20 protein-coding genes are annotated in these 16,460 nt (G+C 32.9%); 17 read left to right on the top strand and 3 right to left on the bottom strand.

Features of this window, described 5'->3' with window-relative positions; translation table 11 throughout:
• Window positions 1-134: 134 nt before the first annotated feature.
• The 3 genes from V9L04_RS05990 to V9L04_RS05980 are packed head-to-tail and all read right to left on the bottom strand — an operon-like array spanning window position 135 to window position 2,907.
• Complete coding sequence (locus V9L04_RS05990) at window positions 135-596, bottom strand: glutaminase (protein WP_338793176.1); 462 nt, start codon at window positions 594-596, stop codon at window positions 135-137.
• Complete coding sequence (locus V9L04_RS05985; RefSeq protein ID WP_338793175.1) at window positions 593-1,441, bottom strand: hypothetical protein; 849 nt, start codon at window positions 1,439-1,441, stop codon at window positions 593-595. The genes V9L04_RS05990 and V9L04_RS05985 overlap by 4 nt, the downstream gene beginning before the upstream one ends.
• A 2-nt stretch (window positions 1,442-1,443) precedes the next feature.
• Window positions 1,444-2,907 carry an MBOAT family O-acyltransferase gene (locus V9L04_RS05980; RefSeq protein WP_338793174.1) on the bottom strand — a complete coding sequence of 488 codons (1,464 nt, stop codon included), beginning with the start codon at window positions 2,905-2,907 and terminating at the stop codon, window positions 1,444-1,446.
• Between the two features lie 803 nt (window positions 2,908-3,710).
• Here V9L04_RS05980 and rplP point away from each other — a divergent pair.
• The 17 genes from rplP to V9L04_RS05895 all read left to right on the top strand — a co-directional run bounded on the left by rplP (window position 3,711) and on the right by V9L04_RS05895 (window position 16,273).
• Window positions 3,711-4,136, top strand: a complete 426-nt coding sequence (gene rplP / locus V9L04_RS05975; protein WP_338793173.1) for a 50S ribosomal protein L16 — start codon at window positions 3,711-3,713, stop codon at window positions 4,134-4,136.
• A 61-nt stretch (window positions 4,137-4,197) separates the two neighbouring features.
• Window positions 4,198-4,410 (top strand): 50S ribosomal protein L29, encoded by a 213-nt coding sequence (gene rpmC, locus V9L04_RS05970; RefSeq protein WP_338793172.1) that lies wholly within the window; start codon window positions 4,198-4,200, stop codon window positions 4,408-4,410.
• A 46-nt stretch (window positions 4,411-4,456) separates the two neighbouring features.
• Complete coding sequence (gene rpsQ, locus V9L04_RS05965; RefSeq protein ID WP_338793171.1) at window positions 4,457-4,738, top strand: 30S ribosomal protein S17; 282 nt, start codon at window positions 4,457-4,459, stop codon at window positions 4,736-4,738.
• A gap of 173 nt (window positions 4,739-4,911) precedes the next feature.
• Window positions 4,912-5,280, top strand: a complete 369-nt coding sequence (rplN, locus tag V9L04_RS05960) for a 50S ribosomal protein L14 (RefSeq protein ID WP_014798369.1) — start codon at window positions 4,912-4,914, stop codon at window positions 5,278-5,280.
• A gap of 116 nt (window positions 5,281-5,396) precedes the next feature.
• Complete coding sequence (gene rplX / locus V9L04_RS05955; RefSeq protein WP_338793170.1) at window positions 5,397-5,738, top strand: 50S ribosomal protein L24; 342 nt, start codon at window positions 5,397-5,399, stop codon at window positions 5,736-5,738.
• Between the two features lie 2 nt (window positions 5,739-5,740).
• Entirely contained in the window at window positions 5,741-6,286 is a 546-nt protein-coding gene (gene rplE, locus V9L04_RS05950; protein ID WP_338793169.1) for a 50S ribosomal protein L5, read from the top strand.
• A gap of 205 nt (window positions 6,287-6,491) precedes the next feature.
• Window positions 6,492-6,779, top strand: a complete 288-nt coding sequence (rpsN, locus tag V9L04_RS05945) for a 30S ribosomal protein S14 (RefSeq protein WP_338793168.1) — start codon at window positions 6,492-6,494, stop codon at window positions 6,777-6,779.
• 111 nt (window positions 6,780-6,890) lie between these two features.
• The gene (rpsH, locus tag V9L04_RS05940) at window positions 6,891-7,289 is read left to right on the top strand and encodes a 30S ribosomal protein S8 (RefSeq protein WP_014798373.1); all 399 of its coding nucleotides are present in this window, start codon (window positions 6,891-6,893) and stop codon (window positions 7,287-7,289) included.
• A 159-nt stretch (window positions 7,290-7,448) separates the two neighbouring features.
• On the top strand, window positions 7,449-8,000 hold the full coding sequence (gene rplF, locus V9L04_RS05935) for a 50S ribosomal protein L6 (RefSeq protein WP_338793167.1): 552 nt from the start codon (window positions 7,449-7,451) through the stop codon (window positions 7,998-8,000).
• 142 nt (window positions 8,001-8,142) lie between these two features.
• Entirely contained in the window at window positions 8,143-8,499 is a 357-nt protein-coding gene (rplR, locus tag V9L04_RS05930; protein ID WP_338793166.1) for a 50S ribosomal protein L18, read from the top strand.
• Between the two features lie 22 nt (window positions 8,500-8,521).
• A complete protein-coding gene (rpsE, locus tag V9L04_RS05925) occupies window positions 8,522-9,037 on the top strand; it encodes a 30S ribosomal protein S5 (protein WP_338769661.1) in 516 nt (171 codons plus the stop codon).
• Between the two features lie 112 nt (window positions 9,038-9,149).
• Window positions 9,150-9,329 carry a 50S ribosomal protein L30 gene (rpmD, locus tag V9L04_RS05920; RefSeq protein WP_338793165.1) on the top strand — a complete coding sequence of 60 codons (180 nt, stop codon included), beginning with the start codon at window positions 9,150-9,152 and terminating at the stop codon, window positions 9,327-9,329.
• Between the two features lie 279 nt (window positions 9,330-9,608).
• Window positions 9,609-10,055: a 50S ribosomal protein L15 gene (gene rplO / locus V9L04_RS05915; RefSeq protein WP_338793164.1), complete on the top strand. Its 447-nt coding sequence runs from the start codon at window positions 9,609-9,611 to the stop codon at window positions 10,053-10,055.
• Between the two features lie 182 nt (window positions 10,056-10,237).
• Complete coding sequence (gene secY / locus V9L04_RS05910) at window positions 10,238-11,569, top strand: preprotein translocase subunit SecY (protein WP_338793163.1); 1,332 nt, start codon at window positions 10,238-10,240, stop codon at window positions 11,567-11,569.
• A 231-nt stretch (window positions 11,570-11,800) separates the two neighbouring features.
• Window positions 11,801-12,589: a type I methionyl aminopeptidase gene (gene map / locus V9L04_RS05905; RefSeq protein WP_338793162.1), complete on the top strand. Its 789-nt coding sequence runs from the start codon at window positions 11,801-11,803 to the stop codon at window positions 12,587-12,589.
• Window positions 12,590-12,657: 68 nt separating this feature from the next.
• The gene (gene prmC, locus V9L04_RS05900; protein WP_338793161.1) at window positions 12,658-13,515 is read left to right on the top strand and encodes a peptide chain release factor N(5)-glutamine methyltransferase; all 858 of its coding nucleotides are present in this window, start codon (window positions 12,658-12,660) and stop codon (window positions 13,513-13,515) included.
• A gap of 799 nt (window positions 13,516-14,314) precedes the next feature.
• A complete protein-coding gene (locus V9L04_RS05895; protein ID WP_338793160.1) occupies window positions 14,315-16,273 on the top strand; it encodes an OmpA family protein in 1,959 nt (652 codons plus the stop codon).
• Window positions 16,274-16,460: the final 187 nt, after the last annotated feature.

The following is a 16,460-nucleotide window of genomic DNA, read 5'->3' as shown; positions in this document are numbered from 1 at the left end:
GCTTTTTGTGTAGTCTGTTTTACTTAGTTTTTTGGTTTGTGATTGTCAGTGTAAAATAGCAAAATACAAATACATGGCAGGATGCCGAATACATATAAGTCACTCGGCAAAGCCAAGCGACGGCATTTATGGTTTTATGAGCGACAGCAGGGGTTTAATTCTGTATTATTAGAAATACTTCTTACAAAACCCAAAAAATCTTCTTTTGGGTTTTCTAAATGGCTAATCAAAATATCATAAATTACGATTGCACCAGCATTTATAAACGGGTTTCTAGGTATTCCATTATCTACTTCTAGTTGAGTAAGAGAATTGAATGGATTTCCAGAAGGCTCAACACCAAGCCGAGTCCAGATTTTTTCACCTACCATTCGATACGCTAAAACTAATGATAATACTTTAGCAATACTTTGAATAGAAAACTTATCTTCCCAGTTTCCAATACCGAAGTTGTTTTGGTCAAGCGTAGAAATATATATTCCAAAGTTTTCTGAATCAATAGTTGCTAGTTCAGGAATATAAGAAGCTACATTTCCTTTATCTTCTAAATTTTTAATTTTGTAGTATATCTCTTCAATTATTTCTTTAAAATTCACTTTTGATGTTGTTTTATTTGGTTCATTTCATTCAAAATATAACTTCTTAAGTTTTCAGGTTCTTTTAGATGCACATAATCTAAGAATAAACTATCAGGAAAGTAACCAATATTACTTAAATAATAAGTTAATTCATTTTCTAAAGATAATCCTAAAACTTCCTTTTTATTAAAACGTTGTACTACTCTTTTATTAGACACTTTAGTTGGTGCTGGTATAATGTAGAAACTTATATTGTTTGTAGTGCATAATTTATTTATTTTAATTAAGTATTCTTTTGAAATAGGAGATAAAAAAGTATAATCAATACTATCATCGGAATTAAAATTAGGACTCCAGTTTGACGTTAATATGTATGGTTCACGACAAAAATTAGAAAACGGTATTTTATCTATTTGATTTATTACAGTATTAGAAAACACATCTACATATTCATCTTTATAAAATGGCTTTAAGAAATAATGAAAAGTAAAAATTTGATTTAGATTATTTTGAAAACTAAATGGATTATATATCATATAAACCCTCTCAGGTTTGTTACCTGATTTGAGATAATTATTTAGTAAAAGATATTGACCAATCACTCCAATCGCTTGATTAGAAGCTAACGAATTTATTGAATCATGGTCGTTCTTGTTACTGAATAGTTGATTCCCAACGCTATCGCCAATAAGTACAATCTTTTTGTTTGATTTCTGCTTACTTTTTTTGATAGATATATAAATTTCATTACCTGCAACAATGTTTTTATATTCATCACTAATTAGTAGGTAGATTGATCTTATATATAACACGGAAATTAATGGAATAAAAAATAAAATAGACCTTCTGACAAACTGTTTCATAATTAAAATTGGAAATAAATAAATTGTTGCTCATTGCCACCAAACCAATAAATTGCAGCTATAATTAAGTAATATAGGGCATATCTGAATGGACGCTTCCACTTCATACCTATATCTGAAATTGCGTATTGCCCCTCTCTTCCTGCCCACTCCATTAGAATAAAAATTAACACTAAAAACAAAACTTCATATCCAATTTGCCAATGAACTAAGTTTATTGTTTGAACATATCCACTTTTTGTCATAAGACCAATTAGCATGTCTTGAATAAATGAAAAGGCATGTCCAATATTTTCAGCTCTGAAGAATATCCAAGCAAAAACGGTAAGAGCAAATGTGGAGAGCATGAAAAATAATTCTTTTAGACTTGGTAAAAGTTTTCCTTTTGCTACTATCTCTAAATTATTTCGATTAATATTGGTCAGCAAAAGAGGTAGAAAATAAACAGCATTTAGTATTCCCCAAATAATAAACGTCCAATTTGCACCATGCCAAAACCCACTTACAATAAAAATAATAAATACATTTCTAATCTTTGCCCAGTTACTGCCACGACTGCCACCCAAAGGAATATAAAGATAATCTCTAAACCAAGTAGAAAGGGAAATATGCCACCTTCTCCAAAACTCAGCAATGTCTCTTGAAAAATAAGGAAAATTAAAATTTTGCATTAAATCAAAACCAAAAAGCCTAGACGTTCCAATTGCAATATCAGAATATCCTGAAAAGTCACCATAAATTTGAAAAGTAAAGAATAGAGCACCAAGTACCAATGTGCTTCCCGAATATTCAGTTGAATTATTAAAAATGAGATTTGCATATTCTGCACAATTATCAGCAATTACAACTTTTTTGAATAAACCCCATAGAATTTGGCGCATACCATCAACTGCTTTCAAATAATCAAAATTGCGCTTTTTATAGAACTGGGGAAGTAAATGGGTTGCCCTCTCAATTGGCCCTGCAACTAATTGAGGAAAAAAGCTAACAAATGCTGAAAATGCAATAAAGTCGCTTGTTGGCTCAAGTTTTCGCTTGTAAACGTCAATTGTGTAACTCAAAGTTTGAAAAGTATAAAAACTAATTCCAACAGGTAAAATGATATTTAATGAGGTAATCTTTATTTCTGTACCTAAAAATGAAAATGCAGTAATAAAGTTATCAAGAAAAAAATTATAATATTTAAAAAAAACTAGCAATCCAAAATTAACTAAAACACTTATACTTAATAATACTTTTCTTTTATATTGATTTTCTTGAGTTTTTAATCCTTGCCCAATAACATAATCAACAACAGTACTAAAGATAATCAACAATAAAAATCTCCAATCCCACCAACCATAAAATAAATAACTCGCAACTACTATTAGAAAGTTTTGGAGGTTTAGACTTTTATATGTTATAAACCAATAAAATATAAATACTACTGGCAAAAAAATTGCAAAATCAATTGAATTAAATAACATTATTGAGTGTCTATATAATTATAACAGGTTAACTTTTTTGTGTAATGCTATCATTCAGCATAATACAAATTTATTTCAGCAAATGTAGTAACATTCCGTCATTTTAACAAAGCCTATTTCTTGTGTTTTCCTTCATATATTTGGCATTCCTATTCAACCTATTTGTATAAAAGTTCCCCATACAGAGAAATAATCTAAAATAATTGAGAATTTTTATACTAACTGTTTGGAAGTCTGTAAATTATTTGTACCTTTGCATTCCCTAAAGGATACTATACGTGAACAAATTGTTGTCATTTAATGGCAAAATAAGTTGTTCATTTGCGTACAAGTCCTTTTTCAAAATCGCTTTTCTTGAGCTTTTCTTCATTCCACAATGAAAAAGCTGTTAGAATATACTAATAAAAAAATCTTTTAATTAAGATTACTATTAAAGAATTTTTTGAGAAAGAATCCAATACGTGTGAATCTGTTTCACATAGCATCTAAAGTATTTATTAAATACTAAAGGGATTTGAAAAGCGTAATTTAATCTCACTTCTTTTACTCATTGTAGAAAGAACTACATTATATTAAGTTTTTTGAAAAGGTTAAGATTCCTAATCCGAATCTATCCTTTAAAAGAAAGCTTTTTTTGTTGTTTGTCTCTGAATGAAAAAAAGAACAGAATAAAAACGTAATTCATAATTGATATTTTGAAAAGATTTGATTTTGTAAGATTAATTCATAATTCAATTATTCGTTTTTCTCAAAAATCATTTTCAAATTTATCTTTTTAAAGACCATTAAACGCAAAAGGAGTTATGTTACAGCCTAAGCGCACCAAGTTTCGTAAACGTCATAAAGAAGTACGTCGTACTAGAGGTATTGCTCAACGTGGTTTTTTGGTGGATTTTGGTGATTTCGGTATCAAAGCCTTGGAGCCAGCGTGGATTACTTCACGTCAAATTGAAGCAGCTCGTATTGCCGTTACTCGTGCAATGAAGCGTCAAGGTCAGGTCTGGATTCGCATTTTCCCTGACAAACCAATTACCAAAAAACCTGCAGAGGTTCGTATGGGTAAGGGTAAAGGTGCTCCTGAATATTGGGTAGCTCCTGTCGTACCAGGTACAGTGCTTTTTGAAATTTCGGGTGTAGATAAAGAAACAGCTAGTGAAGCATTGCGCCTTGCAGCTCAAAAATTACCAATCAAAACTAGATTTGTAACTCGTATTGATTACGAAGCATAAACCTAAGTAACGATTAAGGTAAATCTAAAACATCTTAACCGACCCTTATTTCAAAAAAGTTATGACAATTAAAGAAACAAAAGAAGAAATCAGAGGACTAGATGACGCAGCCTTAGCTACTAAAATAGCTGAACAACAAACTGCTCTTCAACGCTTGAAATTTAGCCACGCTATTTCTCAAATTGAGAACCCTTCAAGTATAAGAGATGCAAAACGTATGGTAGCTCGTCTAAAAACTGAACAAACAGCAAGAAAAATTGCTAAATCTAAGTAATTACTTATTATCATATTGAGTAATTATTTCTAACAGTATTCTGACTATGGAACAACAACCAACAGTACAAAACACTGAGCGTGCAAGCCGTAAAGAACGTATTGGAATTGTCAAAAGTAATAAAATGACATCTACAATCACTGTTTCGGTAGAACGTAAAGTGAAGCACCCATTATACGGAAAGTTTGTGAAGAAAACTTCTACATTCATGGCACACGACGAAGGCAATACTGCTAATATCGGAGACCGTGTTCGTATTATGGAAACAAGACCATTGAGCAAACTTAAACGTTGGCGTTTGGTCGAAATCTTAGAACGTGCTAAGTAATTGTATGTGTTTTTAATAAAAACTACAATAAAAAGCCTTTCTAGTTTTGTCTTAAAAGATTTTAACTAATCTATTAAAACAAATCAATCTAAAAATAACGTTACTTTTTTTGGTTATTCATTTATAATCAATTTTAGTAGCACATCGTTTCACTCTCTAATTATTATTGAGCGATGATTCAACAAGAAAGTCGTTTAGCAGTTGCTGACAACTCTGGAGCAAAAGAAGTTTTATGTATTCGTGTATTAGGCGGTACAAAGAAACGTTATGCTTCTGTAGGAGATACAATTGTCGTTTCTGTTAAATCTGCAATCCCTTCTGGAAATATTAAGAAAGGTGCAGTTTCGAAAGCAGTCGTAGTGCGTACCAAAAAAGAGATACGCCGCAAAGATGGTTCATATATTCGCTTTGAAGAAAATGCAGCAGTATTACTAAATGCTCAAAATGAGCCTCGTGGTACTCGTATTTTTGGTCCAGTGGCACGTGAACTAAGAGATAAAAGATTCATGAAAATTGTTTCTTTAGCTCCCGAAGTACTTTAATATCAACTAAATTATTAATTTGCAATTACAAATTGATAATTAAATTGTTAAAAAGTCTTCTTTAAATTATTAAGTGTTAGACACTAATGTACTAATTGTACAAATCCTTACGGATTATGAAAAAGAAAAACACTCAAAAATCTGTCAAACTTCATGTAAAGAGGGGAGACAACGTAATCGTAATTGCGGGCAACCACAAAGGCGAACAAGGAACAATTACTGAGGTAAAAGTTAGTGAGCAACGTGTTATCTTAGAAGGAATTAATATGGTTAAGAAGCATATTAAACCGTCTGCTAACAATCCAGAAGGTGGTATCATCGAAATGGAAGCTCCTATTCACATCAGCAACGTAGCGCATGTAGATGCCTCTGGCAAAGCTACTCGTATCGGTCGCAAAAAAGATGAGAACGGTAAGCTTGTTCGTTATTCTAAAAAAAGTGGTGAAATTATTAAATAGTTATGGCAACACCTCGTTTAAAAGATAAATACTTCAATGAAGTAGTTCCTGCTCTTAAAGACAAATTCGAATTCAAATCAGTCATGCGAGTGGCTCGTTTGCAAAAAATTTGTATTAATAGTGGAGTTGGAAAAGCTGTTTCAGACAAGAAACTCATCGATACTGCTGTAGAAGAAATTTCTACTATCGCTGGACAACGTGCCGTACCTACCTATTCTAAAAAGGCTATCTCGAACTTTAAACTTCGTGAAGATATGCCAATTGGTGTACGTGTAACGCTTAGAGGCGATCAGATGTATGAATTCTTAGACCGTTTAGTAACAGTTTCAATGCCTCGTGTACGTGACTTCAAAGGTATTAGCGATAAAGGCTTTGATGGTCGTGGAAACTATACATTGGGCGTGAAAGAACAAATTATATTCCCTGAGATTTCAATTGACAAAGTCAAGCAAATTACAGGAATGGATATTACCTTTGTTACTTCTGCTCAAACGGATGAAGAAGGGTTAGCTCTTTTGAAAGAATTGGGTATGCCGTTTCGCACTTAATAATTGCTGAACGCAACTACTGGATTCAATCAATTTTGAACAAATCTGACTTTATCTAAATCTATGTTTTTATCTAAATTTACTTTAATTTATTCCTAATAGAACAAAATTAAACTAGAAATTTAAAAATATCGTTTCAGAACCAAGCCTAATTGAAGTTCAAATCTAATAAAGTTCAAATCCAAATCTAAGTCAATCATACATTATGGCTAAATCATCGATGATTGCACGTGAGCGTAAACGCCAAAAATTGGTAGATAAATACGCTGCAAAACGTGTAGAACTCAAAAAACTTGCAAAGGACGGAGATGTTGAGGCGCAAATCGCTCTTGACAAACTTCCAAAAGATTCTTCTCCTGTTCGCTTGCATAATCGTTGCCGTTTGACGGGTCGCCCTCGTGGCTACATGCGCCGTTTTGGTATCTGTCGTGTCGTTTTTAGAGAAATGGCAAACGACGGAAAAATACCAGGCGTAACCAAATCAAGCTGGTAATACTTTTTACAAGAACTAGAATAATTTCGAATTCTTTAGAACCTTTACAACATTTAGGGAATAAAAAATTAAGTTCTTTTTTCATATTTCCTGAATACAAACCTTGAGGGAATGACAACGGATCCTATTGCAGACTATCTGACTAGACTCAGAAACGCAATCAAAGCTAATCATAGAATTGTGGAAGTTCCAGCTTCAAAATTGAAGAAGGAAATGACTAAAATTTTATATGATAAAGGCTATATACAAGGCTATAAATTTGTTGATGCTCCTGTAGGTGCATCTATCAAAATAGCATTAAAGTATCATCCTGCTACTCGTACTCCTGCGATTACACACTTAGAGCGTGTAAGCAAGCCAGGTCTGCGTCAGTATCGCAAAGCAAGTGAATTACCACGTGTACTCAATGGATTGGGTATTGCTGTAATTTCTACTTCACACGGCGTTATGACTGACAAAGAAGCTCGTACAAACAGTGTAGGAGGAGAAGTGCTTTGCTACGTATATTAATATTGCACTCATTTCATATAATTCGTATAATTCATTTAGGTTTTTAATTATTTGATTTATACTCTTTGTAGCAAAACTAATTTCTGTTAATCGCTAAAATGAAAATTGTTACAGAACTATAAAAACAGTAATTAAATTATCTAATAAATCTGATAGAAAATGTCACGAATTGGTAAAAACCCAGTTACTATCCCTAGTGGAGTAACTATAGACGTTTCGGAAAACACCATCAAAGTCAAAGGTACAAGAGGCGAGCTTTCTCGCACTATTGACCCAAGAATCACTGCTAAAGTGGAAGATGATAAGTTGGTTTTCGAACGTAAAGACGAAGAAAAACAGACTCGTGCTATGCATGGCTTGTACCGTTCATTGGTACAAAATATGGTGGAAGGCGTTTCTAATGGCTACAAAACTCATTTAGAGCTTGTAGGTGTTGGATATAAAGCAGAAGCAAAAGGTCAAATCCTTGAGCTTAATTTAGGTTACTCACACGCTATCTTTTTGCAAGTGCCAAAAGAAATTGCTGTAAGTGCTGAAATGCTTAAAGGTCAGAACCCAAAAGTTACCTTAGAATCTAGCGACAAAGAATTACTCGGACACATTACTGCCAAAATTCGTTCTCTTCGTAAAGTAGAGCCGTATAAAGGTAAAGGTGTACGCTTTGTAGGCGAACAGGTTCGTCGTAAGGCTGGTAAGAGCGCAGGTAAATAATCATTGACAAATTATTTACTTATTTATATAAATTGTCGGGCTCTTTTAAAATGGAGCAGACAATTATCTTGACTAAGAATTTAATTTTGATACGATAACTTCGTGTTCCTTATTTTGAGAAATTTTATAATAAACTAGTATCATGGCAACTACCGCACGTAAGAGTCAGCGTCGAACACGTATTAGACGTAGTATTCGTAAAAAATTAGTCGGAACAGCCGAAAGACCACGTCTTTCTGTATTTCGCAGTAATAAATATATTTATACCCAGCTCATCGATGATGTAAATGGGCATACCCTTGTGAGTGCTTCTCTCAAAGATATTGACGCTGAGAAACACATCAATCAAGAATTATCGAAACAAGTAGGCGCAAAACTCGCTGAACGTGCTAAAGAAAAAGGCATCGATAAAGCAGTTTTTGATCGTGGTGGTTTCTTGTATCATGGAAATATCAAAGCAGTAGCAGAAGGCGCACGAGAAGGTGGACTTCAATTCTAAACCCTTTGCAACCTAATAAATTATGGCAGCAAACGTAAATACCGTGAAAGCGAGTGAAATAGAACTAAAAGAAAAAGTAGTTACTATCAACCGTGTAGCGAAAGTAGTAAAAGGTGGTCGTCGTTTCAGCTTTGCAGCATTAGTTGTAGTTGGCGATGGCAACGGTGTAGCAGGTTATGGACTTGGCAAAGCTAATGAAGTAACAGATGCTATTCAAAAAGGTATAGAAGACGCTAAGAAAAACTTAGTAAAAGTACCTATCATCAGACAAACTATACCTCACCCAATTATTGGGAAATTTGGTGCAGCTAAAGTAATGCTTAAGCCTGCAACACCAGGTACAGGAGTTATTGCTGGTGGTGGAGCGAGAGCCGTATTGGAAGCAATCGGTATCGAAAATGTACTTGCTAAATCTCAAGGCTCAAATAACCCAGGAAACGTAGTTCGTGCTACTTTTGATGCATTATTGCGTATGCGTGATGCAAAATCAGTTGCTGAGCAGCGTGGTGTTAATCTTACCAAAGTTTTTAATGGGTAAGTAGAATATGCAGAAAAGATAAATGGTAATTGTCAAGACACCTTAAAGGTGTCAGACAATTCAATTTTTAGAAGATTCTGTTTTATTTAATTACCAAAAACTATTTAGTAAAATGGCGAAAATTCGTATTACTCAGGTGCGTAGCTCAATCAAACGCCCAAAAAAACAACGCCTAACTTTGCATGCTTTAGGGCTTCGCAAAATGCACCAAACCGTAGAACAGGAAAATACTCCTAATATCGTCGGTATGGTAAAGGCAGTATCACATTTAGTAAAAGTAGAGGAAGCATAAGGACAAAATTCATTGTTGTTATAATTTTAAAAGTTATAGACAAAATGATTGGAAAAAGTTTTTTTTTCCTACCTTTGCAACTCACTTAGCAAATTCCTTATTGAATAGGCAGACATACGTTTTGTTCCTTTATAAGGATTTTGTCTTTTAATTCATTATACTTTGCTCAAAGCGTTTAGCCTATAGAATTATAGAAATACAAAACAAAACTTATTTAAGTTTTGGTATTAATAGATTAGGAAACAGCGAGTTTTGAGTAAATAAAAACTAATCTAACTGATGAAACTTCACCAATTAAGACCTGCAAAAGGGGCTGTAAAGTCTAGAAAAAGAGTAGGTCGTGGACAAGGTTCTGGACGTGGTGGTACTTCTACACGTGGACACAATGGAGCACAATCTCGCTCTGGTTATAGTCAAAAACTAGGTTTTGAAGGTGGACAGATGCCACTTCAACGTCGTGTTCCTAAATTTGGATTCAAAAATCCAGGTCGTGTAGCTTACAAACCAATTAACTTGGACACTCTCCAAGAACTTGCTACAAAGAAAAATACTAATGTTATCGATGTAGAATTATTAGCTGCAAATGGTTTAGCAGGAAAAGGCGATTTAATCAAAGTATTGAATCGTGGAGAACTGACTATGGCTATTGAAGTTACTGCACACAAATTTTCAGCTTCTGCAAAAGAAAGTATTGAAAAAGCAGGTGGAAAAGTTACTACTCTATAATAAACAAGATAGAAAAGCCGATTATGATTTACCAAATGTAGTTCGTAATTGGCTTATTTTGCTTACATTTGTTTATTAGATTACGGATTAAAATACAATTTATACTAATTACTATGTTTATTAGTGCTTGTTTAGAATTATTTCTGAGAGCCTATAAAATTTAGTAAACTAGAAAAAGAATTATGAAGAAGTTTTTTGAAACTATAAAAAATATCTTTTCTGTAAAAGAACTCAAAGATCGCATCTTCCTTACTTTGGGATTATTAATGGTCTTTCGTTTAGGTTCTTTTATTGTTTTGCCAGGTATTGACCCTAGCAAACTTGAAAAAAGTACAGGTGTTTTAGGAATGCTTAATGGTATTCTTGGAGGAGCTTTTGAGCGTGCCTCTATTTTTGCTTTAGGTATTATGCCTTATATATCTGCATCAATTATCATTCAACTTCTGACTGTGGCTGTTCCAACATTCCAAAAAATGCAGAAAGAAGGAGAGTCGGGACGTAAAAAGCTCACTCAAATCACTCGTGCACTTACTATACTTATTACTATCGGACAAGGTTTTGCTTATCTAAAAGGAACTGTTCCTATAGATGCAATTATTATTGACCAGACATTTTTCTTAATTTCTTCTATTGTCATTCTTACATCAGGAACTGTTTTCTGTATGTGGTTGGGAGAAAAAATTACGGACAAAGGAATTGGTAATGGTATTTCACTTCTAATCATGATAGGAATTATTTCACGTTTTCCTACTGCCATAGTAGCAGAAGCTACTTTGAAAGGAATGGGAGGAATATTTATCTTTGTTTTAGAAATATTAGCTCTTTACCTAGTGGTAATGGGAGTAGTTCTTATCGTACAAGCTGTGCGTTATGTACCTCTTCAATATGTAAAGCAAGTAGCAGGTCGTTCTCAAAAACAAATGCTTACTCAGAAAAAACGTTCTGCATTACCTCTTAAAGTAAATGCAGCAGGTGTAATGCCAATTATCTTTGCTCAAGCTCTTATGTTTTTGCCACCTTTGGTAGCAGGAGCTTTCCAAGGAGAAGATACACCAAATGCTGATTATATTGCAAGCGTATTCTCTGATTTTACTTCATTAGAATATAATATTCTTTTTGCTGTCCTGATTATTGCATTTACGTTTTTCTATACAGCAATGACTATCAATGTTCAGCAAATTTCAGATAACTTAAAAGATAGTGGTGGATTTGTACCAGGTGTTACACCAGGTGAAGAAACTAAAAATTACTTAGGTAAAATTTTGGATAGAATTACTCTTCCAGGTGCAATCTTTATTGCTATTATAGCTGTTCTTCCTGCTATTGCAGCAGCAGCTACAGTAGGAGATCAATTTGCTCAATTCTATGGTGGAACTTCTCTACTTATTATGGTAGGTGTAGTTTTGGATACCCTTCAACAAATTGAGAGTTATTTATTGAATAAAGAATATGACGGACTAATGAATACAGGAAATGTAAAAGGTCGTCAAGCTCAACCAATGAATTACATATAAATCCAAACAAAAGTGTTATTTTTTTTATTAATATAATACGATTTTGTGAGATATTATAAATACAAAGCATCAAGAATCGTCTTGGTGCTTTGTTTGTTTTTATGATATAGAATTCAAATTAACCCTAACTTATTATCATTGATTCAAGTTTTACTAAACTGAATCATCTTATTTCTTTTATTCTTATTGCTATCTATACTTGATAATTTGATAAGAAAACTCAACTGAAAAATGGGAAAACCAATATACAAGACAGCTCAAGATTTAGAAAAAATGCGTGCAAGTGCAGATTTACTAGGACGCACACATGCAGAAGTAGCCAAACGTGTTATGCCTGGTATTACTACACTTGAACTTGATAAAATAGCCTTTGAATTTATAAAAGATAATGGAGCAGTTCCTAGCTTTTTAGGACTTTATGGATGTCCTAGTTCTTTACTTACTTCTGTAAATGACCAAGTAGTTCATGGATTGCCTAATAATCGTCCTCTAAAAAATGGAGATATTGTTTCAATTGACTGTGGTGTTTTACTTAATGGTTTTCACGCAGATAGTGCTTATACCTATGAAATTGGAGAAGTAAGCCTAGAAGTGAAAAACTTATTGAAAGCAACTAAAGAAGCTTTGTATTTAGGAATTGAACAGTTAGTCTATGGAAATAGAATAGGAGATATAAGTAATGCTATTCAAAAACATTCAGAAGGAAAAGGATATTCAGTGGTAAGAGAATTAGTTGGACATGGAGTGGGAAGAAGTCTGCACGAAGGACCCGAAGTACCAAATTTTGGAAAACCTAAAAAAGGAGATAAAATAAGAAATGGATTAGTAATAGCTATTGAACCAATGATTAATATGGGTTCAAAAGCTGTTGTACAAGCCTCTGATGGGTGGACTATTATGACTAGAGATGGAAAGCCTTCTGCACACTTTGAGCATACTGTAGCTGTGGTAGATGGAAAACCAGAAGTTTTGACAACCTTTAAATATATCGAACAAGCTATCAAGATTTTTCATAGTTAATTCTATTTAGTTACTCTCATAAAATCTAACAAATGCTTATTTCGGAGTATATAAGAAAAAATACCCCCTTGTTAATTTCTACTCAAGTAGATGAGCGAGAAAGTCAATCAACTTTACGTTTTTTGATAGAAGACACTTTATCAATAAATAGAATTGATTTTTCTACTCACTTATTAAATCAAAAAGAAATTGATTTATTAAATCAAAGTATAGAACGATTGAAAAATAATGAGCCTTTACAGTATATTACGAGTAAGGCTCATTTCTATGGATTAGAGTTTGAAGTTAGTCCTGCCGTTTTGATTCCAAGACCTGAAACTGAAGAACTTGTTCATCAAATTTTAAAAGATTTTGCAGATAAAAAACTACAAATAGCAGAGAAAAACAAGCACACTTTCTTAGAAGTGGGAACAGGAAGTGGCTGTATTAGTATTTCGCTTGCTAAAAACTTACCTCACTTACATTTTATAGCTGTTGATATTTCAAAAGATGCCTTAGATATAGCTCGTCAAAATGCGAAAAAGAATAATATAACTAATATAGAGTTTATAGAATTAGATTTTCTTCAAGAAGATTTCAGTGAAGTATTTTTGAAGTATCCTCAATTAAAAAAAATAAATCATTTAGTCAGTAATCCTCCTTACATTAGGGATTCTGAAAAGAGAGAGATGAGTAGTAATGTACTTAATTTTGAACCACATTTGGCTCTCTTTGTAGAAGACAAAAAACCACTTGTTTTTTATGAGGCATTAGTTAAATTTTTTGTATACAATGTAAATAATAAAGATGGCTTGCTTTATGTTGAAATAAATCAATATCTAGCAAATGAAACAAAAGACCTTTTTGTGAGTTTTGGTTTAGAAAACTATAGAGTTTTTAAAGATTTACAAGAAAATTCAAGATTTATAAGAGCTTGTTATACCTAAGCCCAAAATGTGTTTTAAAAGATAAAATATCATATTTTATTTCATTTAAGTTTTTTGAAATAAAACATCCATCAATTTTTTTTAAAAAAGATGATTTTTTTAGATAAAAAGCCACTATTTTTTATTAAATTATGTTTTTTTGGTTTAAATTTGCGAACAACTATCTTTGTGTTTTCATAGGAAGAAAAATTAGACGTTATATTGTACAAATTCAATTAGAATAATTATCAAGTATTCTAAGAAGATTATAATAATTAATTGCTAGTAAATAAATGAAATAATATATATAACAATGTTATTTTAAATAATTTCTTTCTAACAAACCCTATTATTTTAAACAAATTTTTCAAAGTGTTTATATACTAAAAAATTCAATAAAGATTTAATTTTATCTTGATTTTGGCTTATTTCTTTGATAAGTATCTAATTAAAAAGCGATTCTGTATTTGTTTTTACGTATTTTTGCGTTATATTTTTACAGAGTACACTAGATTTTTAAATACATATCAAGACCAAAAGTAGAAATCAAACTAACTAAAATAGTGCAATTGAAAAGGTAAATTGAAATAGAGTAAACTGAATCTTAAAATAAATTCTAGCGATTTTTAATTTTAGTTTCAACTTGTTTTTAGATTACTTTTTAATAAATTTAGTAGAATTTTAGAATAAAAATCTATTTTATTGGAGTTTATGTTGAATTATCTCAACTTATTTCAATATAAAGTTGGTGTCTTTTATAGTATTTATTTTCTTTGTAACAACTTAACCTAATCGCTAATCTCAATCTAATACCCTGATTATGAAAAAAGGAATCCGTAACCTGAGCTTATTGCTCATGTTTCTTTTGGCTGGTACATTCGCTAAAGCACAAGATGCTAATACGACAGCCGAAAGCGACGACAAAGCAAAAGATGGTGCTACAAGCATCTACGAACAATGGCATGACCCACAACGTTTTCGTTTACCACCTGCCGTAAATCAACTTCTCACTGACGAAGTTTCTCCTGCTATCAGTCGTGATGGCAAAACACTCATTTTCCAGTCTAACCGTGGAAAAGGATGGAAAGGCTATGGTCTTTATATGACTACTCGTGACGACAATGGCAAATGGACAAAACCAACTGCATTGGAATCAATCAACTCTAAAGCTGGCGATAGCACTGTAATTGCTGGTCCATTTTTAAGCTATGATGGAATGAGCCTTTTCTTTTCTTCTAACATGGAAGATACTAAAGGAGGAATGGATTTGTATGTAGCTACTCGTGAGAGTATGGACGGCGAATTTGGTGAACCTACAAACTTAGGTGACGTAAACACAGCTGATTACCAAGGTTTCCCAACTGTTTCTGCAGATGGAAATCGTCTTTATTATATGCAACGTGCTGAAGGTGCAGAAAATGATACTGATGAAGCAGGTTCTACTGAAGGAACTGAAGCTAAAAAATCTAAAAAAGAAAAAGTGTGGTGTTATACTGCAATGGTTTCTAGTCGTTCGGCTGATGATGTATGGTCTGCTGGTACAGAAGTAGTAGGAGCTATGAATGAAGATTGTAGCAAAGCATTTCGTATTATGCCTGATGGTGAAACAATGTTTTATACTTCTATGAGAGAAGGTGCTAAAATGCAAGGTCATACAAAAGGTATCCGTGCTGATGCTAAAGATTTTGATTTGTTTATGTCACGCATGGAAGGTGAATCTTGGGGTGAGCCAATGGCTGCTGATTTTGCTAATCATCTTTCTGCTGAAGGTTATGTAAGTATGGCACCAGATGATGGAGCACATACAGTTATGTATTTTGATGCTGACATGAATGCTTCTCGTGAAATTTTTTGGACATTAGTTCCTCCAGGTTTTGCTCCTCGTAGAGTAATGATGGCTCGTGGTAATGTGGAAGATTCTGTAACAGGAGAGCCTGTTTATACCATCATGAAGTTTGAAAATCAAACTCGTCCTTCTTTAGGATATGACCGTTACAATGACGAAGAAACTGGTAAATTCTCTACTGTAATTACAGAAGGAAATGTATATAAAGTGACTGTTGATCACAGTAGTTACCTACCATATACATTCACGTGGGATTTCACTAATGCTGACGAAATTACTAATCTTTACCAAAGAGTACGTTTAGTACCTAAAGGTGTTGAGGTTACTGTAACTCTTCTTGATGCTATTGATGAGCAACCTGTTGATGCAAAACTTACAGTGAAAGCTGCTGATGATACTAGTATTGGTGATGTTGAAAAAACAGGAACTGGTAAATACGAAGCTCGTCTTGAGCCAGGTCAGGTTTATACATTGACTGCTGAAGCAACAGGAAATTATATGGAAGAAGTAGATACTTTAGACCTTACTCAAGCTCAGTTTGGTGATAAAGTAAATAAAATTCTTTATTTACTTGATGCTACTAAAATTAAGTTTGATAACATCAACTTTGCAACAGCTCGTTGGGATTTGAATGCTGAAGCAACAGGTGAATTGGATAAAGTATATCAATTCTTGAAAGATTATCCTAAAATGAATATCCGTATAGAAGCACACACAGATTACCGTGGTGGTGACTCGTACAATCAACGTCTTTCTCAAAATCGTGCAAAATCTGCTTTGGATTACTTAGTTTCTAAAGGAATTCCTACTGATCGTTTAGAGTCTGAAGGATATGGTGAAGCAAGACCTACTGTTCCTAATGAAGTAGATGGAAGAGCTAATCAAGCTAACATGGCTATTAATCGTCGTGTAGAGTTCAAACTTGTTAGATAATAACACTTTGAAATTCTAAAGTACACTCTAAAATTAAATCTAAAACCTAACTAGATTAAATTTTAATTAAAAGACCAATTATCTATTTTGATAATTGGTCTTTTTTTAGTTTGTTTATTGATTATCAGTAAGTTATACTGTTTTTAAAACGGATGTATTTTTTTATTTTTGTAACTAAAGATCTATC

The sequence above is a fragment of the Bernardetia sp. MNP-M8 genome, from assembly GCF_037126285.1.
GTDB lineage: Bacteria > Bacteroidota > Bacteroidia > Cytophagales > Bernardetiaceae > Bernardetia.
This window is presented reverse-complemented; position numbering and strand designations above follow the sequence as displayed.